Source organism: Paracoccus sp. KR1-242, assembly GCF_049446195.1.
Classification (GTDB): Bacteria; Pseudomonadota; Alphaproteobacteria; order Rhodobacterales; family Rhodobacteraceae; genus Paracoccus; species Paracoccus broussonetiae.
On sequence record NZ_JBMSED010000018.1, the window covers coordinates 13,907 to 32,465 of the forward strand.

Below are 18,559 nucleotides of genomic sequence, written 5' to 3' on the forward strand. Positions count from 1 at the left end.
GAACCGGCCCCTGCGTCCTGCGGGGGCCGTGTCGTTTTCAGACCACCTTTACCGAGATTTCCGCGACACCGGCGACCCGGCCGGTGATGAGATCCCCCCGAACCACGGGGCTGACGCCCGCGGGCGTCCCGGCAAATATCACGTCGCCCGGCTGCAATTCGAACAGCCGCGACAGGTACGAGATCATTTCCGGCACCTTCCAGATCATCTGGTTCAGGTCGCCGCGCTGCCGCGTCTCGCCGTTCACCTCGACTTCGACAGAGCCTTCGGCCGGATGCCCGACCTCGGAAACCGGATGAAGGGCCGAGCAGGGCGCAGAGGCTTCAAAGGATTTCGCGGTCTCCCACGGGCGTCCCATCTTTTTCGATACCGCCTGCAAATCGCGCCGCGTCATGTCCAGGCCCACGCCATAGCCGAAGACGCAGTCCAGAGCCTTGTCCAGCGGGATGTCCGTGCCGCCAGATTTCAGCGCGACGACCAACTCGATCTCGTGGTGAACGTCACTGGATTCGGTCGGATAGGGGAAGTCCCCGCCCGGAGGGACAATGGCGTCGGGGTTCTTCTGGAAGAAGAAAGGAGGCTCGCGGTCGGGATCGTGCCCCATCTCGATCGCGTGTTCCGCAAAGTTCCGTCCCACGCAATAGATGCGGCGCACGGGAAAAAGCTTGTCGCTGCCGGCAACCGGAATCGTGGGCGTCGGGGCGGGTGCGAAAACATAGTCACCAACCGTTGTCATGTCGTTCATCATCTTGCTCCTGCGTAATATTCAATGCGTTTCTCTGCCCGTTCCACGATCGACGACAGCACCATCGCCGCCGCGAAAAGGACGAAGGTCAATGCCCAGAAGCGCTCCATGTCGAAGCTTCTGGAGTAAAGTTCGAAAAGCTCGCCATAGCCGATCACGGCGACCAGGATCTGGCCGATCACGACGCCCTTGACGCCGCGGATCAACCCGATGCGGATGCCGGCCAGGATCTCGGGCAGGGCCGACAGGAAGACGATCTTGCGCATGATCGTCGCGGGGGACGCGCCATAGGATGCCGCCATCTCGATCAGCGAGGGCGGGATCTGCATCACACCTGCCCGCGTGTCCAGCACGATGATCCAGACCGCGAACAGGAAGACGGTGACGACGATGGTCGTCTCTCCCATGCCGAACAGGATCATCAGCACCGGCACCAGCGCCGAGAGCGGTGCGCTGACAAACATGTTGACCCAGAGGCCAAGGATATTGTCGATGATCTTCACCCGGCCCATCAACATGCCCACCGGCACGCCCACCGCGATGGCCAGCGCCATTCCGATCGTGAACGAACGTATGGTGATGACCGTGGCCTTTTGCCATGAGACGGTCTGGACCAGATCGATGCCCGCACCAAGGATTGCGCTGATCGGCGGCATCAGGAAGACAAGGTCCAAGCGCCCGACAATTTCCCAGACCAGCGCCCAGACCAGAAGCGAGGCCATCATCGGAATGCGGAAACCCAAGATGGTCATGCTGCTTCACTCCGCATAGTGGCGCAGGCCCTGCCAGATTTCCTGGACCGCGTCGAGATAGCGGGGGTCACGACGGATATCGTCGGGATCCGCGGTGCGGTCGATGCGGGGGTCGATGATGTTGGAAACCCGCCCTGGCCGGGGTGACAGCAGGATGATGCGGTCCGAGACATAGACCGCTTCTTCGATCGAATGGGTGACGAAGATGAAGGTCTTGCCCTCCAGTTCGACCAGCCGCAGCAGATCTTCCTGGAACTTGCGCCGGTTCTGCTCGTCCACCGCCGAGAACGGTTCGTCCAGCAGCAGCACATCGGCATTCACGGCAAAGGCGCGGGCAATGCCGACACGTTGGCGCATCCCCCCGGACAACTCGTGCGGATAGCGGTCCTCGAAACCTTGCAGGCCGACCTGCTCGATATAGTTGCGCGCGATCCGGTTCCGTTCGGCCTGAGCCACGCCCTTCAGCTCCAACCCGAAAGCGACGTTGCGCAGAACCGTGGCCCAGGGCATCAGGGCAAAATCCTGAAAGACGAAGGCGCGTTCCGGCCCCGGCCCGGTCACGGCGCGGTCATTGATGACGATCCGCCCCGATGTTGCCGGAACCAGACCCGCGATGATCTTCAGCAGCGTGGTCTTGCCGCAGCCTGATGGCCCGAGCAGGGTCGTCAGCTTGCCACGTTCAAATTGCAGGTCGATGTCACGCAGGGCTTCGACCGCGCCATAACGCTTGCAAATTCCTTCGACCCTGACGACCGGATCTCGGGTTTCGACCAGTGCAGGGTCGAATGCTTCGGGGGCGGGGGCGGCGACAGCCATCCTATTTCCTCCTCTTTTCGGGGCGCAGGACGTTCGTCTCGACATATTGCAGGCCCGCGAGCGTCAGCGTTGAGGCCGCGATGATCGCTGCGACCGAGGCATACATGTGGGCATAATTGGCCACCGAGCGGTGGTAGGTGATCAGGTCGCCGATCCCCGTGGGCGTGATGAGCAGTTCGGCCAACATCACCCCGATGAAACCGGCGGCCACCCCAAGCCGCAACCCAGCGAAAAGCACGGGTGCGGCATCGGGGATGATGATCTTGAAGATCTGCTGTCGCCTGTTGCCCTGAAAGGATCGGCACATGTCGATCAGTGACGGATTGACGTGCCGCACGGCTTTGTAGGAGTTCAGCACGATCACTGGCAGCGCCAGCATGATGACCGCCAGCGTCTTCGACGTCAGACCGATGCCATAGATGAACGTCACCAGCGGAACCAGCGCGGCCATCGGCGCGGCCTGCAGGACAATGAAGACGGGGGCGAGCAGCCATTCCAGCCTGTCGGAAAGTCCCATCCCGATCCCAAGCGCGATCCCAAGCACGGCCGAAATGGCGACGCCCATGACCAGGGGCTGAAGCGTCAGGAAGAAGGCATAGGGCAGCGTGCCGTCCAGCATCATCTCGACAAAGGCGGCAAGCGTGTCGAGGAAGGTCGGAAAGGCAAAGCTGATCGGGATGCGGCCCGCGATCTCCCATGCGCCGAACAGACAGGCCAGCGACAGTACAACCCAGAAGGAACGCCGGTTCTCGGCGAAAAGACGCAGCGCCTCGCGCGGGGTGACCGCCGGGGCGGCCACCTTGCTTTCCTCGGTCATCACGCTCATCTCACTGTGTCCCGGTGCGGGCCAGGACCGCGTTCAGAACGGACAGATCCCAGAAATCCTCGACCTTCAAACTTGCCGGATCGCCCTGCAAGGCGCCCGATACCGTATAGAAGGCGAAATCGTTCCGGGCTGCTTCCTCGCCCCCGCCATTCAAAGGCATGGCATCCTTCATGCCCGCATAGAATGGCTCGATCTCGGCCACCATTTCGGGGGTGGCGTCGGGCAGCAGGGCATATTTCTCGCGCAGCTTCAGCGGCGCGGCGGGATCGGCCGCAATCTCGCGCCAGGTCGTCACGATTGCTTCGACCAGGACCTCTGCCTCTTTCGCATGGTCTTTGAGATAGTCGGTATTGGCAAACAGCGCCTCGTCCGTGGCCGAGATGTCGCCTAGCGGAAGAAAGGCGAAGCGGTCCGGGGCCTCTGCCTCAAGCACGCGCTTGCCCGAGGAGTCGACGATAGAGGCCTTGATATTGCCCTGCAGCAGTGCGCCGGTCCGCACCTCGGCCCCCGGAACATAGGTGATGTTGGAATATTTGATGCCCTTTTCCGCAGCGAGCAGCTGCATGATCGCCTCGGTCCCCGATCCGCGCGAATGGACCGCGACCTCTTGCCCGTCAAGATCGGCCCAATCCTTGTAGAACTCGGTGTTCACGACAGGATACATCTGCAGCTCGCTCAGCTGCATGAAGATGCGGATCGGCGCCTTGACCTTCTGCAGCAGGGCATATGGTCCACCGATCCCGATATCGGCCTGCCCGCTGACCACGGCCTGGGCTGCAATATCTTCGCTTTTCAGAAAGACCGGCTCGATTTCGACGCCCTGTTCCTTCGCGCGTTCCAGCGCGATCAGCAGGCCCAGCGTCTCGATTGTGGCAATGTCGCCAAAGGCGACGCGCATCGGTTCGGACTGTGCTGCGCCTGGAAGCGCGACTGTCATTCCCAGTGCGGCGATGACGGCGAGAGGCCGCATCTTGTCGGCAAGATATCCCATCTTCTCCTCCCATCAATCGAGCTCCCTCCAGCCCAATTAAAACCAATGCTGAACTTGATTCTGCATTGAGTCAACATTGTCGTGGGATTTGTGATCCAGCCAAGTGCTGTATTAATGCTAACATGCGGATTAATAGCAATTAATCTATGTTTGACTTCTTCACCGCCTGTGGACGATAATAAACCAATTGCAAATTGGTTTCAAAAATGAAGCAGATTGACGAGACTCAGCCCCTTGAACGGCTGCGCACCTTTCTAGAGACGGCCGATCTGGGCGAAGACGGCCGGTTGCCGCCCGAACGCGAACTGGCCGAAGCCCTGGGAATGGGCCGCGCGGTTCTGCGCAAGGCCCTGGCGACGTTGCAGGCGCAGGGTGTCCTGTGGCGTCATGTCGGAAAGGGCACCTTCATGGGCGACCGGCCCATTGGCACCCAGGCCGATATCAACGCGCTTGTCCAAGGCACAAACCCGATGGAGGTGATGGCGGCCCGCATCGCCTTTGAACCAGAGATCGCGCGGCTGGCTGCCGGAAACGCCACCGCCGCGCAGCTGTCGGAATTGCGGAGTTGCGCCCAGAAATGCCGCGCTGCGACGAGCTGGCGTCAATACGAACATTGGGACAACCGCCTGCACCGCAGCCTGGGCGAGGCCGCGCAGAACACCTTGCTGCTGGGATTGCTGGATACGCTGACCGCCGTCCGGCGCGCAATCACCTGGAGCAGGCGGAGAAGCCATCCCGACCGTCCGCCGCGGGATCATCACAGCTTTGGCGAACATGACGTGATCGTGGATGCGGTCGCCGCGCGGGACGGGCCCGCGGCGGCGGATGCGATGCGGCGACATTTGCGCACGGTGGAACAGAAACTGCGCGAAAGCCTTGGGTGCTGAGGGGCCGAAGGCATCGGCCCCCGCAAGACCGGGTCAGCCGAGGCCCAACTTGCCGCGCAGCGTCGACAGGTCTTCGGCCAGGGTATTGACCTTGGCGGACAGGACGTTCCGGTCGGCGTCGGTCAGTTCCTCATACGAAACATAGCCGCCTTCGGCGGTACGATATTTGGTCAGGACATCGTCCACCGCCTTGAAGTTTCCATCGACCTTCTGGACGAAGTCGGCGTCTTTCTCGACCAGCGGGCGCAGCAGAGTATAGATCTTCTGAGCGCCTTCGAAGTTCGCGTCGAAATCCCACAGGTCGGTACGGCTGTAGCGGTCTTCCTCGCCCGAGATCTTGGTGGCCGCGACCTCTTCCATCAGGACGGCCGCGCCGCCCACGACCACTTCCGGCGGGAAGGTCAGGTCGTTGATGCGCTGGTCCAGCGTCTTGACGTCTGCCAGAAGACGGTCGGCATATTCGTCCAGCCCTTCGGTCGAGCCCTTTTCCCAAAGCCCGTACTCAAGCCGGTGGAAGCCGGTAAAGGCGGGGTCCTGCTCGGCCTTTTCATAGTCGTCGGCGCGGGCATCGATCGAGACGTCAAGGTCCGAGAACAGCTCGGCGATCGGTTCGATCCGTTCATAGCTGGTGCGGGTCGCGGCAAAAAGCGCCTTGGCCTTGTCGACATCCCCTGCCTTGACCGCGCCCGTGAACGCCTCGACATCCGTGACGAGCTTCGCGGTATTTTCGGCCACGAAGATCTTGTAGTCGGACAGCGGCCCGACAAGATCCAGCGAGGGGTCGGCGGCAAGGGCGACATGCCCCCAGCCGCCAAGCGCCAGGGCAATGGCAGTCGTCTTCAGAAAGTTTCCGGTCATGGTCACGCTCCCCGTGTCTTCCGGTTCGATTGGCGGCTTGGCGGTTCAGACCCGCCTGGCTTCAGAAATCAGGCCCGCGCCAAGGTAATCCTCGGCCCCCGCGACGCCGGGCGGGGCGAAGAAATAGCCGCCGCCGACGGGCTTCACGTATTCTTCAAGCGGTTCGCCGTTCAGGCGTTCCTGCACGGTGATGAATCCCCGCCGCAGGTCAGCCTGGTAGCAGATGAACAGCAGCCCTTGATCAAGCTGACCGTTCATCACCGCGCCGCGGGTATAGTTGAAGGGTCGCCGCAGGATCTGGTTCTGTGCGCTGTCCTTGGCACGCGGATTGGCCAGCCGGATATGGGCGTCCATCGCCGTCCATTGGCCGTCGGGATCGGCCGCATAATCGGGCAGGTGATGCTCGGTCGCGCCGGGGCCGCCATCCAGCGGGGCGCCACTGATCTTGGAACGGCCAAAGATCCGCTCCTGCTCAGACAGGGGCGTGCGGTCCCAGCGTTCGACGAAATTGCGGATGATGCGGACCGCCTGATAGCTGCCGCCCCTGGCCCAGCCCGGCTCTGACGGGTCCGAGACCCAGACCAGTCGATCCATCAAGTCTGCATCGGTCGAGTCCGGATTGGCCGAACCGTCGCGGAAGCCAAGGAAGTTGCGCGCACTTGGGGTCGAACCATCCGCCGCCGGCGTCACCGGGGGTACCGAACCTTCGATCATCCAGCGCAGGACGAGGAACTCGGACATGTTCTTCAGCACGTCGCGCAAAGCGTGGACGTTGGTGTCCTGCACGTTGGCACAGAATTGCAACGAGATGTCGCCGTGGCATTCTGCGGCGTTCAGCGCATCGTTCGGGAATTGGACCATCCGTTCAAGCCGCGCCGGTTTCAGGGACTGCAACTCGGGCAATTTCTCGAAAAAGGAGGCTCCAAAACCCAGGGTGATGGTCAGGTTGTCGGGCGCGATGACCGGACCCAGCAGCCCGGAATCGGTCGGGGGCAGCTTCGGGTCACGCTGCGGAACCTCGCCACCCTGTGTCAGGAAAGCCGCGCGTTCGGTCAGCAGGCGCAGCATCCGTTCGATATCGTCCAGTGAACCCGCGACCACGTCGAAAGCGGCGATGATCCCGGTCGCAGGACGCGGCGTCGTGATCCCGGCCTGGTGGGGGCCGTGAAATGCCACGCGGCGCGCAGCGACCTCGGCCTCTTGCGCGGGGGCGTCGACGACCTGCGGTGTAGCGGCCGGGGCAGGCGTTTCGGCATGGGCCGCGACCGCTAATCCCACCGGTGCAAGGCCAAGGCCCAATAGGACGTTCCTGCGGCTGGTGCCGGGGTGCATGGGGCATTTCGACATGTCAGTTCATCCCGATCACGGGTTTCAAGCGCGCCAGGTTGTCAGCCAGGCGCGAGAAGTCGTTGGCCAGCGCGGTGCGCGCATCCGCCGGCACATCGCCATAAGCGGCGCCCTTGGCCTGCAGCGTGGCAAGCGCGTCGCGGCTGTCCTGCAATGCCTTGGCGATGTCCTTGTCCAAGGCGGGGTCGACGGCGCCGGCCACCTGGCCCAGCAGACCCGCCAGCTTGCCGATCCCGTCCAGGCTGGCCTGAAGTTCATCCGCGTCGTTTCCGGCATAGGCGTTGTCGCCTTGCGGGATCTGGCCGGTCGCGATCTGCTCGGCCATTTCGCCGGGCAATGAGATCAGCAGTTGCGGATCAAGCGGCGTTTCCTGAAGCCGCTGTGCCAGCGCGGTCAAATCCGCGACCAGCCGGTCGGCCACGGGCTGCAGCCCATCCGTGCTGTTCTGATCGAAAAGTCCGTATTCAATGCGGTGATAGCCGGTAAAGGCGGGATCCTTTTCGCGCCCCTCAAGATAGGCGGCGCGGGGATCGATCGCGTTTTCCAGGTCGGACAGCCGATAGGCCAGCGGCTCGATCCGACGATAGGGCAGGCGAGCCTGCCGCCAGGCATCCTGCGCCGCGGCAAGATCGCCCGCGGCAATGGCGTCGCGCAGGGTCTCGGCCGATTTCACCGCCTGCTTGCCTTGCATGACAAGATAGACGCGGTACTCCGAAAGCGGCCCCAGGAACTTGCGCAGCGTCACCTCGGATGCCGCGGCGCTTGCTTCGTCCGAGGCAGTGACGACCAGCTTGCCGCGTGGGTTCGACAACAGGCCGCAGGTCATCTCGTATTCGCCGGGCGCAAGGTCCGCAGACAGCGAGGTGCGGAAGCCGGGGGCGATGTTCTCGCGCTCGGCCACGACCATCACGCCATTCAGGATTTCCCATTCGATGGGGCGGTCAGAGCTGTTCACGATCTCGAAGCTGCGGCGACCGCCGGGCAGGGTAATCTCGTTCGGCTGGCAGCTTTGGGCGTCGACGGTGACGACCTGATCCGCCGCGCCGCCGCGTGCGGTGGCTTGCTGCGAGGCATACCAGAAGGCGGCTCCCCCGAGGATGACCAGCCCCCCGGCGCCGGCGATGGCCAGATAGATGGCGCGTGACGGGCTGCTCATTTCGAGACCTCCATCCCTGAACGCAGGGGCGGCGCCGAGGCGGGGCGCAGAAACAGCGTCAGAGTGACGGCCAGGAAGCCCGCCCAGGCGATGAATTCGCTGAGCGAGGGCGCATCGCGATAGCCGATCAGGCCGGACAGGATGCTGCCGACAAGGCCGGTTTCGGGCAAAGTGCCGCTCAGGTCATAGACGGGCGACTGCAACGCGTTCCACAGGCCGGCCTCGTGCAGTGCCCGCAGCGCGCCCGAAAACAGTCCCGCCGCAACGAAAAGGATGAAGATACCGGTCCAGCGGAAGAACCTGCGCAGGTCGATCCTGAGCGCCCCGGCATAGATGGCCCATCCCGCGCCCAGCGAGACGAGAAGCCCCAGCGCGGCCCCGATTGGCGCAGCCGCGTCGCGGCTTTGCTGGAAGATCGCAAGCAGGAAGAAAACCGACTCGAGCCCTTCGCGCGCCACGGCCAGAAAGACCATCCCGATCAGGCCCCAGGTGGCCATGCTGCCCTTGTGCTTCAGGGCCTCGTCCACGGAATGCTGCAGCTCAGCCTTGATCGAGCGGGCGGCGCGGCGCATCCAGAAGACCATTCCGACCAGCACCGTGACGGCGACCAGCGCGATCACGGCCTCGATCAGCTCCTGCGTTCTTTGCGGAAAACTGGCGCTGGCCAGTTGCAGGCCGGCGCCGACGAAAAGCGAAACGGCGACAGCCAGAAGCACGCCAAGCCAGATGGCGGGCAGCCAGCCCCGGCGGCCGGTCTGGCGCAGATAGCCGGCAATGATGCCGACGATCAGGGCCGCCTCCAGCCCCTCGCGCAGCATGATCAGAAACGGTGCTAGCATCCCCCGGTCCCAGTTCTTGTCGTGGTGCGGGTCCGTCGCAGGGAAGCTGCGCCAGAAGGGCATCGCGGCGTTGATCTCGCGCCAGACTGGCGCCTTTTCGCAGATGAAACCTGTCGCCCCGCGAATGTCAATCCAGACGGAAACTGTCAGACGCACGATGGCTTGATCCACCCCTGAAGTGGCCGTTCAGAAGGTGGCGTTAAGCCCGCCCGACTCGGGCGCGCGAAGGGCCGCAGATCAAGGCAGTGCAGGCAGGATGCGGCCTGCGCAAGGGCCGAAACCGATCCGATAGCCATCCCCTTGGGCACGGGCGAAAAGGTCGATCTCATCCCCGTCCTGAATGAAGCAGCGACTTTCCCCGTTCACAAGGATCGGGTTCTGTCCGTTTTCGGTCATTTCCAACAGGGCGCCGCGGGCATTCCGCTCGGGGCCGGAAATTGTGCCGCTGCCCAGCAGATCACCGACGCGCATCGGGCAGCCAGAGCCGGTATGATGGGCGAGTTGCTGCGCGCTTGAGTAATACATCTGCGCGTAATTGGTCTGCGCCATGTCCTGACCGTTCATCCGCCAGCCGACGGTCAGATCATAGAATCCCGGCCGCGCCTCGTGCAGATAGGGCAGCAGCGGGTTGCTGCGTGGCGCGCCGGGACATCGGAACGGCTCCAGTGCCGCCTGGGTCACGATCCACGGGCTGATCGTGGTCGCGAAGGCCTTGGACTGGAACGGTCCCAACGGCTGGTATTCCCAGGTCTGGATGTCGCGCGCAGACCAGTCATTCAGCAGGACATAGCCGAAGATCATCTGCTCGGCGCGCTCGACATCCACCCTTTCCCCCATGGCGCTGTCGGCGCCGATTATGGCACCCAGTTCCAGCTCAAGATCCAGGCGGCGCGAGGGGCCCCATTCAGGTCCGTGATCGCCCAGGATCTGACCCATCGGGCGCCTGATCGGCGTCCCGGAAACCACCACGGATGAGGCACGCCCGTTATAGCCGATGGGCATATGCGTCCATTGCGCGGGCAGCGCGTTCGCGGCCCCGCGAAACATCGCGCCGACATTGAAGGCGTGGTGGCGAGAAGCGTAGAAGTCGGTGAACTCGCTGACCTTGATCGGCAAATGCAGCCGGGCGGCGGTCATCGGGACAAGGGGCAGGCGCGCATCGCCGCCCTCGGCCAGCAATTCGGTCAGAAGGCTGCGGGTATGGTCCCAGTTCGCCCGGCCCAAGGCCATGAAATCGTTCAGCTGCGGCTGCGCGAACGCTCTACCAGTTTCGAACACGCCGCTATCTTCGCAGGCGGCAAGATCAAGGATCATCTCTCCAATCGCGACACCGCAGCGTCGCGCCGTTCCGTCCGTGGAGAAGACGCCATAGGGAAGGTTCTGGATCGGGAATTCGCATCCCACCCTGTTTGCCGAGGCAACCCAGCTTTTGGCCAGACCGGTCATGCGCCCCCCCGCGATCCCTGTTTCCGCATTCCTAGCAGATTTCGTTTCACTGGCAACGATCATGCCAGGATCCTCCATTGGGGAACATTCCTGGCCGGGACCGGTTGTCTTGCCGGGCGGACGGCGACCGCCTTGCGAGGCACGGAGCAGGATCATGGCCCCCCGTTCGTTCTGGAAAGGCTATCTCAAGCTGTCGCTGGTGACCTGTCCGGTCTCGATGATGCCCGCCACAACCGAGAGCGAAAAAGTGCGCTTCCACACTCTGAACGCGCGCACCGGGCATCGTGTCGTCAGCCGCTATGTCGATGCCGTGACGGGCAAACCGGTCGCGTCCGAGGATGAGGTCAAGGGTTATGCCAGGGGCGAGGACGACTATATCCTGCTGGAAGATGACGAGATCGAGGCCGTTGGCCTGGAAAGCACGCGCACGATCGATATCGACATGTTCGTCCCGTCCGACAGCATCGAATGGATCTGGTATGACCGTCCGCACTATCTGACCCCAGCCGACAATATGGGAGAGGAGGCGTTCTCGGTCATCCGGGATGCGATGGTGGCGACGCGTATGGTCGGGATCTCGAGCCTTGTGCTGTATCGCCGCGAACGCGCCGTCATGCTTGAGCCGCATGGCAAGGGGATCATCCTTTGGACCCTGCGCTATGGTGACGAGGTGCGGGACGAGGCGGATTATTTCGCGGGGATCGGCAAGGCAAAGCCCGATGCCGCCGCCATGAAGCTGGTTACGCGCCTGATCGGCGAGCGCAGCAAGGACTGGACCCCGGAAATGGTTCACGACCCGGTTCAAGAGAACCTGCTTGCCCTGATCGCGAACCGGAAAAAGGGACGCAAACCGAAGAAAGCCGCAGGCGCGAAAGCCCAGGAAACATCAGGAAACGTCGTCAACATCATGGATGCGCTGAAGAAAAGCCTTGCGGCAGAGGGCAAGGGGAAGGCTCGTTAGCCCGGATTCTTGGCCTTGCGCCCCGCGCCCGGCAGGACCACCGCCTCGGACCTGAAACCGTCCCAGGGATCCGACGACAGCGCGGCAAGCCGCGTCGGCATGTTCTCGACAGTGAAGTAGTTCGAGCGGATGTCCGGACCAAGCTCATCCCAAGCCAAAGGGGCAGAAACCGGCGCGCCTTCGCGGGCACGCGTCGAGTAGGCCGCGACGGCCGTCGCGCCGCGCTGGTTGCGCAGATAATCGACCAGGATCTTGCCGCGCCGCCGGGACTTGGCAATGGTGGCGACGAAGCGATCGGGCGCGTCCGCGGCCATCGCCTCGGCCATGGCCTTGGTGAAGGCCTTGACGGCAGGCCAGTCCGCCGCCGGTTTCAAGGGGGCGACGACGTGCAGGCCCTTGCCGCCCGAAGTCTTGACAAAGCTGGCAAGGCCCGCGTCCTGCATCCGCTGCCGCACCTCTTGCGCCGCATCAACGATGGTCGGCCAATCGATGCCTTCGCCGGGGTCGAGGTCCATGATGATCGTGTCGGGGCGCTCCCAATCCGCGATGGTCGAGCCCCAGGGGTGGATCTCAAGCGTCGCGGACTGGACCAGTGCGATCAGCCCGTCGAGGTCGCTGATGCTGATGAGCGCCTGGCCGGACTTGTCGCGGGGATCCTTGACCAGGTCGATTTTGGGGTTCAGCCCCTTCCAAGCGTGCTTCTGGAAGAACTGTTCGCCCGTGATCCCGTTCGGACAGCGCAGCAGCGCAAGCGCGCGACCGGTGACAAAGGGCGCGATGTGGCGCCAGACCTGCGCATAGTAATCGGCCAGCCCTTCCTTGGTGACGCCCGTTTCGGGCCAATAAAGGCGGTCAGGATGGGTCAGAGGTACCGTACGTTTTTGCGCAGCGGCGGGCTTCACGGCTGATTTTGGGCTTTCGCGCATGACGCTTTCCGCCTCCTTGTCTTCTCGCAGTCCCCGGAATGAGGCATGGCGCAGATGCCCGTCTGCGGTCCAGGCGCGAAACTCGACCTCGGCCACCAGATCGGGACGGACGAAGACGGCGCCGCGTGTTTCGTCCGCTGTCAGCTTGCCCGCGAAGTCCGGGGCAGGCTGGCGCATCTGGTCAAGTCGTGCGAACAGATCTTCGGCTACGGTGCGGCTGAAGCCGGTTCCGACGCGGCCGACATGGTGCAGTGCACCATCCTCGTAGACGCCCAGGATCAGCGAACCGATCGCCTTGCGCGAGGTGGTCGAGGGCACGAAGCCGCCGATGACGAATTCCTGTCGGGCCGAGCATTTCGACTTGACCCAAGATCGCCCGCGTCCCGCCCGATAGGGAGAATTGCGCAGCTTTGACACCACCCCCTCAAGGCTGAGACGGCAGGCATGGCGCAGGACCATGCTGCCGCTGGCCTCGAAATGCTCGCTGAAGCGCAAGATCGCCTGGGTGCCGGGCAGCAGGGGGCGCAGCAGGTCCTTGCGGTCGACCAGAGGCACAGATTGCAGGTCGAACCCGTCAAGAAACATCAGATCAAAGACATAAAGGCGAAACCTGTCGCTGCGCCCGGCGCTGAGATCGGCCTGCAGCGCAGAAAAATCCGACGCGCCGCTGTCATTTTCGACGACAAGTTCGGTGTCAAGGATGGCGCTTCCGACCGGCAGATCCCGCAAGGCCTCGACCAAGGGCTTACCGAAGCGCTCGGTCCAGTCCAGACCGCTGCGCGTCAGCAGCTTGACCCGCCCCGCCTCGATCCGGGCCTGCAGGCGGTAGCCGTCGAACTTGATTTCGTGCAGCCAGCGATCATCCGCGGGAGCCGAGGTGACCAGCGTCGCCAACATCGGCTGGATGAACGCAGGCATCGCCGCCTTCTTCGCGCCCTTGATCCGGGTCAGGTCGGTTGTCGACGACTCTAGCAGGGCAGAGGAGTTGCGCGCCGGCTTGCGCTTCAAGGGCGGGGTGTCGCGGGCAACTTCGGCCAAATCGCGACCGGTCTTGGCCGATTCCGGGCGCTCTGCAAGGATATCCGGGCCGTCGGGGCGGGCAAAGTCGTCGTCGCCCTTGATAAGTAGCCAGTTCTCGCGCTTTTCGCCGGGCTTGTGCTGCATGCGCACAAGATGCCAGCGTCCACGCAGCTTTTCGCCCTGGAGTTCGAATTCCAGATGCCCCTTGGCATAGGCCTTTTCGGGATCTCCCAGGGGCTTCCACTCTCCCTTGTCCCAGACAATGACGGTTCCGCCGCCATATTGGCCCTTCGGAATGGTGCCCTCGAAATCGCCATAGTCCAGCGGATGATCCTCGACATGGACCGCCAGGCGCTTTTCGCCCGGATCCAGGCTGGGTCCCCTGGTCACGGCCCAGCTTTTCAGGACACCCTGCATCTCCAGCCGAAAATCATAATGCAGACGTGTCGCATCGTGTTTCTGGATTACGAAGCTGTGGCCATGCTTGCGTGTCTTTGCGCCCTTCGGTTCCGAGGTCGCCTTGAAGTCGCGCTTGCTGCGATAGGCTTCCAGCGCCATGGCCTAGCCCGATTTCCGGCGCGTGCCGGTGCTGGCAGGCTTGCGCGCGGGTTTGGCGGCCATCCCCGCGCTTTCGCGTAGCGCCGCCATCAGGTCGACAACCTTGCCGGCGCGGTTGGGCTGTTTGCGCGCGATCTTGCGCCCCTCGGCCTTGGCCTTGACCAGATCGGCAAGCGCGCCTTCATATCGATCTTCGAAGGCGGTGGGATCGAAGCTGCCTTTCTTGGTGTCGATGATGTGGCGGGCCAGATCCAGCATCTCGCCCTTGATCTTCAGGTCGGGGATGTCATGGAACGCCTCGACGGCCGAGCGGACCTCGTAGTCGAAGTTTAACGTATTGGCGATCATGCCATCGTCATGGGCGCGGATCAGGACGGTCCGTACCCGACGAAACAGGACCGTCTGGGCCAGGGCGGCGACACCCTTCCGGCGCATTCCGTCGCGGATCAGCGCGAAGGCCTCGGCCGCGGTTTGTTGAGCCGGGCTCAGATAATAGGGCTTGTCGAAATAGACCTTGTCGATCTCGCCACATCCGACAAAGGCCGAAACGGCCAGCGTCTTGTCGCTGTCGGGCACGGCGGCGGCGATTTCGTCGGGCTCAAGGATGACGTAGTCGTCCGGGCCGATCTCATATCCCTTGACCTGATCGTCGCGTTCAACAGGCTTGCCGCTGTCGCTGTCGACGAACTCCCGCCGGACGCGATGCCCTGTCGCGCGGTTGATCGTGTGAAAGGCGATCCGGTCCGAGGTCGATGCCGCCGTGTAAAGCGCCACCGGACAGGTCAGTTCGGCGACTTGCAGGATACCCTTCCAATTGGCGCGGGGTGCCATACCGATCCTCGCTGGGACGAGTGGGAGTGTTGGTCGCTCAACCTTTCAGCGCCCCGATTGTTCCGGCTGACAGTCAGCCAAGCCGCTTGATCATTGCCATTGCGGCCTGCGGGTTATGTGCCTTGTGGCCGCTGATCACGAACAGAAAGACGTCGCGTGGCGCCCCCGGCTTTGGCGTTGCGACGTAGTCCAGATCCTTGGGGATGCCACCATCGGCCCAAGTTCGGGCGCGCTCCGTCCACGCATCCAGTTGGGCCGATGTGTAGCCCAATGGCTCGCTTTCCGTCGTTCCCATGATCCGGGCATAGATGAATGATGCGGTCGGATCCGCGATCTGGGGAAACTCTCCATCGGCCGAAATAATCGCCGCCACATCATGCGCCCGCACCAGATCCAGAAACTCGGGGTGGCGAAAGCTGTCATGGCGAACTTCGACCGCGTGGCGCAGATGCAGTCCTTCGACCGTTTTGGGAAGCAGTTTCAGGAAAGCTCCGAAATCCTCGGGATCGAACTTCTTTGTCGCCATGAATTGCCAGTTGATCGGTCCCAGCTTGTTTCCAAGCCTTGCGATGCCGCCGGTAACGAAACGCTCGATGGACTCGCCGGATTCAGCCAGAACCTTGCGGTTGGTGGCGAAACGAGGTGCCTTCAGCGCAAAGACGAAATCGTCTGGCGTTTCGTCATGCCATTTCTGGTAACTGTCCGGGCTTTGGCTGCGGTAATATGTCCCGTTCACCTCGATCGCAGTCAGGTAGCGGCTGGCATATTCCAGTTCGCGTTTCTGGGGCAGGTCGTCCGGATAGAAACTTCCCCGCCATGGTTCAAATGTCCATCCACCGATTCCGATCCGGATTTTCCCGGCTCCAGTATTTTTCATTCCGCCCTCATATTTTCAGCAAAGGTTGGTGCAGAAAGAGCACATCGGCATCCGGGTTCCTGCTGTCAAAGCCGATGGCTGTGTCGCCGCAATGCACGAGCGATGACACAGAAAGAATGAATATTAAAATTAATGAAATCAAGATTAATGGCTTGCGAAGATTTGGCTATGGCGGAAACGCGCCATACGCGCTCGCGCCATGCTTTCTTCTGAGATCGGTAAAGACAGTCTGAGGAAATTTCAGAGAGATAAATTCCAAGTTGTGGCGAATCACACGACTCGCGTCAGGGTGTAGTTGACGTAACGGAAGCGCGAGCGGACGTGATGTCGAACCATCCAGCGAACTGTCGCCTTTAAGGCGCATTCTGAAAAGGATTGTGCAATGCCCTATGTTACAGCAATGCCAGACGCCACCATCGACCTGACGGCGGACACTCCCGTCGTTTCCCTGGGCGATAACCTGGTCCTGAACGACCTGAGCGCATCACAGGAATTCGATCTTTACGACATTCAGGAAACCTCTGGCGCGACGGTCGATCCCGGCGACCAATTCGATGCCGTGCAAAGCGACGGAACCCCCGTCGTGAGTGGACAATATGCGGGCGATGCGACGATCTCGACCGCATCCTCGACCGTCAACGTGCTCGGCGCTCTGGGCGTCAACCTTGGCAGCCTGACCCTCGATGTAAACTCGATCTCGGGCGAGATGATGATCGATGGCTCCGGCAACGCCTATTTCGTTTCCGACGATCCGCTTGACGAAGACCACATGCAGGTGACGGTGAACTTTGCGCTGTTGGGCATCAACACACCTTCGATCACCGTGCCGATTTCCGGTCTGGCCGATGCGCTGGCTGCGAACCCGCTTCTGGCCGGGATCATCGGCCCGGTGACCACAGCCGCGACCAATGCCGTGCAGGGCATCCTGGATACCGCCATTGTCAACGTCGACTACGACCCGGACGCCACTCTGACACTGGCGGATGATCAGGTCTTCTGCTTCGTCGCCGGCACGATGATCCAGACCGAGACGGGTCCGGTCGCGGTCGAGACGCTGGTGGCGGGCGACATGGTGCTGACACGGGATCGCGGCTATCAACCCATCCTGTGGGTCGGCAGCGTCCGTCTGGCCGATGCGTCGCTGCGCCGCAATCCCCGCCTGCGCCCGATCCGGATCAAGGCCGGGGCGCTGGGGATGGGTACGCCCGAGGCTGATCTGCTGGTCTCGCCACAGCACCGCGTCCTTGTCCGCTCGAAGATCGCGGTAAAGATGTTCGGCACCAGTGAGGTGCTGATCGCGGCCAAGCAGCTTCTTCAGGTCGACGGCATCGATTACGCCGATGACGTGAACGAGGTCCTGTATGTCCACTTCACCTTTGACCGCCACGAGGTCGTACTGTCGAACGGCGCGGAGACCGAAAGTTTCTATACCGGTGAACAGGCGCTCAAATCCGTGGACAAGGCCGCGCGGGAAGAGATCTATTCCTTGTTCCCGATGTTGAGGGACCCGGCTTTCGTGCCTGAACCGGCGCGCCTTGTTCCCTCGGGGCGGCGTTCGCGCAAGATGGTCACGCGCCACGTTCAGCACGGTCGCGAACTGGTCGGCTAAGGTTTGGGGCTGACGGGACGGGCCGCGATTGCGGCCCGTTCTTCGTCGTCTTGTCAGGTGGCTGCCGGTCCTTCGGCACGCAGCACGCAGCGGAAGCTGAGATGGCTGGTCGATGTGTCCACCGCCTCGGCGTGGCGCGCGGCGGGGCGATAGCGGCGGCAATAGTTCGGTGCGCAAAGATGCGAGCCGCCCTTGATGACGCGGCGCGGAATGCGGATCGTCGGTTGCAGGGGATCAAAGCTGCCGTCCATCGCGGCGCCGCGGGGGTTTTCGGGGATGCAGCAAGCCTTTGCGGCGTCGGCCGGGTGCTTGCTGGAAAACCAGTCCTGCGTCCATTCCCAGCAATTGCCGATCATGTCCTGCAGCCCATAGCCATTGGCCGGAAAGGCCGTCACGGGCGAGGTGCGGTCAAAGCCGTCCAGGGACAGGTTCTCGACCGGGAAATTGCCCTGCCAGGTATTGGCCATCTGGCGCCCCTCGGGGTTGAGTTCGTCCCCCCAGGCGAACTCAGCGCCATCAAGCCCCGCGCGCGCCGCAAATTCCCATTCTGCCTCGGTCGGAAGATCCTTGCCCGCCCAGGCGGCATAGGCCAGCGCGTCGGCATAGGCGACATGGACCACCGGATGGTCGTCCAGCCCGTGGATATGGCTGCCTTTGCCATAGGGGTGCCGCCAATCCGCGCCCTTCATGAAGTTCCACCATTGCGACCAGTCGCGCAGGTCGGTGATGCCGGGCCGGGGCAGAAAGACCAGCGAACCCGCATAAAGCATCTCGGGCAGGGCGCCCGGATATTGCTTTGGGTCGGGCCTGCGCTCGGCCTGGGTGACATGGCCGGTGGCCTTTACGAAGCGCTTGAACTGCCCGTTGGTGACCGGAGTCGTGTCCATCCAGAAGCCATCGACCTTGACGCGGTGGCTGGGCGCTTCTTCGGGGTAATGGTCGTCAGACCCCATGCGGAAGGTTCCGCCCGGCACCCAGGTCATGCCCCGTTGCGCCCGCTCGGCCTTGCCGTCGGGGCGGGTCGCGGCGGAACGGGTTGCGGTCTGGTCGTTCATCCGTTTCTCCTTTTGGCCGGGCGGGCGGCTGTCATGCCCGGCGCCGGTCAGTCTGCATC

At 62.8% G+C, this 18,559-nt stretch carries 17 protein-coding genes; 3 read left to right on the forward strand and 14 right to left on the reverse strand.

Annotated elements, in window-relative coordinates; genetic code table 11:
- Nucleotides 1-37 precede the first annotated feature (37 nt).
- Genes ACO2Q4_RS22070 through ACO2Q4_RS22090 form a run of 5 tightly spaced genes read right to left on the reverse strand, consistent with a single transcriptional unit; the run spans nucleotide 38 to nucleotide 4,130 of the window.
- Nucleotides 38-748 (reverse strand): fumarylacetoacetate hydrolase family protein, encoded by a 711-nt coding sequence (locus ACO2Q4_RS22070; RefSeq protein WP_395135622.1) that lies wholly within the window; start codon nucleotides 746-748, stop codon nucleotides 38-40.
- A complete protein-coding gene (locus tag ACO2Q4_RS22075) occupies nucleotides 745-1,497 on the reverse strand; it encodes an ABC transporter permease (protein ID WP_311761356.1) in 753 nt (250 codons plus the stop codon). Before ACO2Q4_RS22075 ends, ACO2Q4_RS22070 begins: the two co-directional genes overlap by 4 nt.
- A 6-nt stretch (nucleotides 1,498-1,503) precedes the next feature.
- Nucleotides 1,504-2,313: an ABC transporter ATP-binding protein gene (locus ACO2Q4_RS22080; protein ID WP_423321957.1), complete on the reverse strand. Its 810-nt coding sequence runs from the start codon at nucleotides 2,311-2,313 to the stop codon at nucleotides 1,504-1,506.
- A 1-nt stretch (nucleotide 2,314) separates the two neighbouring features.
- Nucleotides 2,315-3,139: an ABC transporter permease gene (locus ACO2Q4_RS22085; protein WP_311761358.1), complete on the reverse strand. Its 825-nt coding sequence runs from the start codon at nucleotides 3,137-3,139 to the stop codon at nucleotides 2,315-2,317.
- Nucleotide 3,140: 1 nt separating this feature from the next.
- Nucleotides 3,141-4,130, reverse strand: a complete 990-nt coding sequence (locus ACO2Q4_RS22090; RefSeq protein ID WP_395135625.1) for an ABC transporter substrate-binding protein — start codon at nucleotides 4,128-4,130, stop codon at nucleotides 3,141-3,143.
- A 206-nt stretch (nucleotides 4,131-4,336) separates the two neighbouring features.
- Here ACO2Q4_RS22090 and ACO2Q4_RS22095 point away from each other — a divergent pair, with 206 nt between their 5' ends.
- The gene (locus tag ACO2Q4_RS22095) at nucleotides 4,337-5,017 is read left to right on the forward strand and encodes a FadR/GntR family transcriptional regulator (RefSeq protein ID WP_423321958.1); all 681 of its coding nucleotides are present in this window, start codon (nucleotides 4,337-4,339) and stop codon (nucleotides 5,015-5,017) included.
- 33 nt (nucleotides 5,018-5,050) lie between these two features.
- Here the strand turns inward: ACO2Q4_RS22095 and efeO (ACO2Q4_RS22100) are convergent, their stop codons facing one another.
- From efeO (ACO2Q4_RS22100) to fahA, 5 genes are all read right to left on the reverse strand, one after another.
- The gene (efeO, locus tag ACO2Q4_RS22100) at nucleotides 5,051-5,875 is read right to left on the reverse strand and encodes an iron uptake system protein EfeO (protein ID WP_423321959.1); all 825 of its coding nucleotides are present in this window, start codon (nucleotides 5,873-5,875) and stop codon (nucleotides 5,051-5,053) included.
- 45 nt (nucleotides 5,876-5,920) lie between these two features.
- Nucleotides 5,921-7,222 carry an iron uptake transporter deferrochelatase/peroxidase subunit gene (gene efeB / locus ACO2Q4_RS22105; RefSeq protein ID WP_423321960.1) on the reverse strand — a complete coding sequence of 434 codons (1,302 nt, stop codon included), beginning with the start codon at nucleotides 7,220-7,222 and terminating at the stop codon, nucleotides 5,921-5,923.
- Nucleotide 7,223: 1 nt separating this feature from the next.
- Nucleotides 7,224-8,378 (reverse strand): iron uptake system protein EfeO, encoded by a 1,155-nt coding sequence (gene efeO, locus ACO2Q4_RS22110; RefSeq protein ID WP_423321961.1) that lies wholly within the window; start codon nucleotides 8,376-8,378, stop codon nucleotides 7,224-7,226.
- Entirely contained in the window at nucleotides 8,375-9,373 is a 999-nt protein-coding gene (gene efeU / locus ACO2Q4_RS22115; protein ID WP_423321962.1) for an iron uptake transporter permease EfeU, read from the reverse strand. Before efeU ends, efeO (ACO2Q4_RS22110) begins: the two co-directional genes overlap by 4 nt.
- 81 nt (nucleotides 9,374-9,454) lie before the next feature.
- On the reverse strand, nucleotides 9,455-10,663 hold the full coding sequence (fahA, locus tag ACO2Q4_RS22120; RefSeq protein WP_423322002.1) for a fumarylacetoacetase: 1,209 nt from the start codon (nucleotides 10,661-10,663) through the stop codon (nucleotides 9,455-9,457).
- A 154-nt stretch (nucleotides 10,664-10,817) separates the two neighbouring features.
- Between fahA and ACO2Q4_RS22125 the strand changes: the two genes are divergently transcribed.
- On the forward strand, nucleotides 10,818-11,624 hold the full coding sequence (locus ACO2Q4_RS22125) for a Ku protein (protein ID WP_423321963.1): 807 nt from the start codon (nucleotides 10,818-10,820) through the stop codon (nucleotides 11,622-11,624).
- Here the strand turns inward: ACO2Q4_RS22125 and ligD are convergent.
- From ligD to ACO2Q4_RS22140, 3 genes are all read right to left on the reverse strand, one after another.
- Nucleotides 11,621-14,128: a DNA ligase D gene (gene ligD, locus ACO2Q4_RS22130; protein WP_423321964.1), complete on the reverse strand. Its 2,508-nt coding sequence runs from the start codon at nucleotides 14,126-14,128 to the stop codon at nucleotides 11,621-11,623. The genes ACO2Q4_RS22125 and ligD overlap by 4 nt on opposite strands.
- A gap of 3 nt (nucleotides 14,129-14,131) precedes the next feature.
- Nucleotides 14,132-14,959, reverse strand: a complete 828-nt coding sequence (locus ACO2Q4_RS22135) for a Ku protein (protein ID WP_423321965.1) — start codon at nucleotides 14,957-14,959, stop codon at nucleotides 14,132-14,134.
- Nucleotides 14,960-15,032: 73 nt separating this feature from the next.
- Nucleotides 15,033-15,836: a DUF72 domain-containing protein gene (locus ACO2Q4_RS22140; protein ID WP_423321966.1), complete on the reverse strand. Its 804-nt coding sequence runs from the start codon at nucleotides 15,834-15,836 to the stop codon at nucleotides 15,033-15,035.
- Nucleotides 15,837-16,218: 382 nt separating this feature from the next.
- Between ACO2Q4_RS22140 and ACO2Q4_RS22145 the strand changes: the two genes are divergently transcribed.
- Nucleotides 16,219-17,445 carry a Hint domain-containing protein gene (locus ACO2Q4_RS22145; protein ID WP_423321967.1) on the forward strand — a complete coding sequence of 409 codons (1,227 nt, stop codon included), beginning with the start codon at nucleotides 16,219-16,221 and terminating at the stop codon, nucleotides 17,443-17,445.
- Nucleotides 17,446-17,498: 53 nt separating this feature from the next.
- Here the strand turns inward: ACO2Q4_RS22145 and ACO2Q4_RS22150 are convergent, their stop codons facing one another.
- Nucleotides 17,499-18,500, reverse strand: coding sequence for a formylglycine-generating enzyme family protein (locus tag ACO2Q4_RS22150; protein ID WP_423321968.1), 1,002 nt, complete (start codon nucleotides 18,498-18,500; stop codon nucleotides 17,499-17,501).
- Between the last annotated feature and the right edge of the window lie 59 nt (nucleotides 18,501-18,559).

Excerpts from the sequence above, each read along its gene's own strand:
- ACO2Q4_RS22070 (WP_395135622.1), bottom strand. The coding sequence starts at position 748 with ATGATGAACGACATGACAACGGTTGGTGACTATGTTTTCGCACCCGCC.
- ACO2Q4_RS22075 (WP_311761356.1), bottom strand. The coding sequence starts at position 1,497 with ATGACCATCTTGGGTTTCCGCATTCCGATGATGGCCTCGCTTCTGGTC.
- ACO2Q4_RS22080 (WP_423321957.1), bottom strand. The coding sequence starts at position 2,313 with ATGGCTGTCGCCGCCCCCGCCCCCGAAGCATTCGACCCTGCACTGGTC.
- ACO2Q4_RS22085 (WP_311761358.1), bottom strand. The coding sequence starts at position 3,139 with ATGAGCGTGATGACCGAGGAAAGCAAGGTGGCCGCCCCGGCGGTCACC.
- ACO2Q4_RS22090 (WP_395135625.1), bottom strand. The coding sequence starts at position 4,130 with ATGGGATATCTTGCCGACAAGATGCGGCCTCTCGCCGTCATCGCCGCA.
- ACO2Q4_RS22095 (WP_423321958.1), top strand. The coding sequence starts at position 4,337 with ATGAAGCAGATTGACGAGACTCAGCCCCTTGAACGGCTGCGCACCTTT.
- efeO (WP_423321959.1), bottom strand. The coding sequence starts at position 5,875 with ATGACCGGAAACTTTCTGAAGACGACTGCCATTGCCCTGGCGCTTGGC.
- efeB (WP_423321960.1), bottom strand. The coding sequence starts at position 7,222 with ATGTCGAAATGCCCCATGCACCCCGGCACCAGCCGCAGGAACGTCCTA.
- efeO (WP_423321961.1), bottom strand. The coding sequence starts at position 8,378 with ATGAGCAGCCCGTCACGCGCCATCTATCTGGCCATCGCCGGCGCCGGG.
- fahA (WP_423322002.1), bottom strand. The coding sequence starts at position 10,663 with ATGACCGGTCTGGCCAAAAGCTGGGTTGCCTCGGCAAACAGGGTGGGA.
- ACO2Q4_RS22125 (WP_423321963.1), top strand. The coding sequence starts at position 10,818 with ATGGCCCCCCGTTCGTTCTGGAAAGGCTATCTCAAGCTGTCGCTGGTG.
- ligD (WP_423321964.1), bottom strand. The coding sequence starts at position 14,128 with ATGGCGCTGGAAGCCTATCGCAGCAAGCGCGACTTCAAGGCGACCTCG.
- ACO2Q4_RS22135 (WP_423321965.1), bottom strand. The coding sequence starts at position 14,959 with ATGGCACCCCGCGCCAATTGGAAGGGTATCCTGCAAGTCGCCGAACTG.
- ACO2Q4_RS22140 (WP_423321966.1), bottom strand. The coding sequence starts at position 15,836 with ATGAAAAATACTGGAGCCGGGAAAATCCGGATCGGAATCGGTGGATGG.
- ACO2Q4_RS22145 (WP_423321967.1), top strand. The coding sequence starts at position 16,219 with ATGCCCTATGTTACAGCAATGCCAGACGCCACCATCGACCTGACGGCG.
- ACO2Q4_RS22150 (WP_423321968.1), bottom strand. The coding sequence starts at position 18,500 with ATGAACGACCAGACCGCAACCCGTTCCGCCGCGACCCGCCCCGACGGC.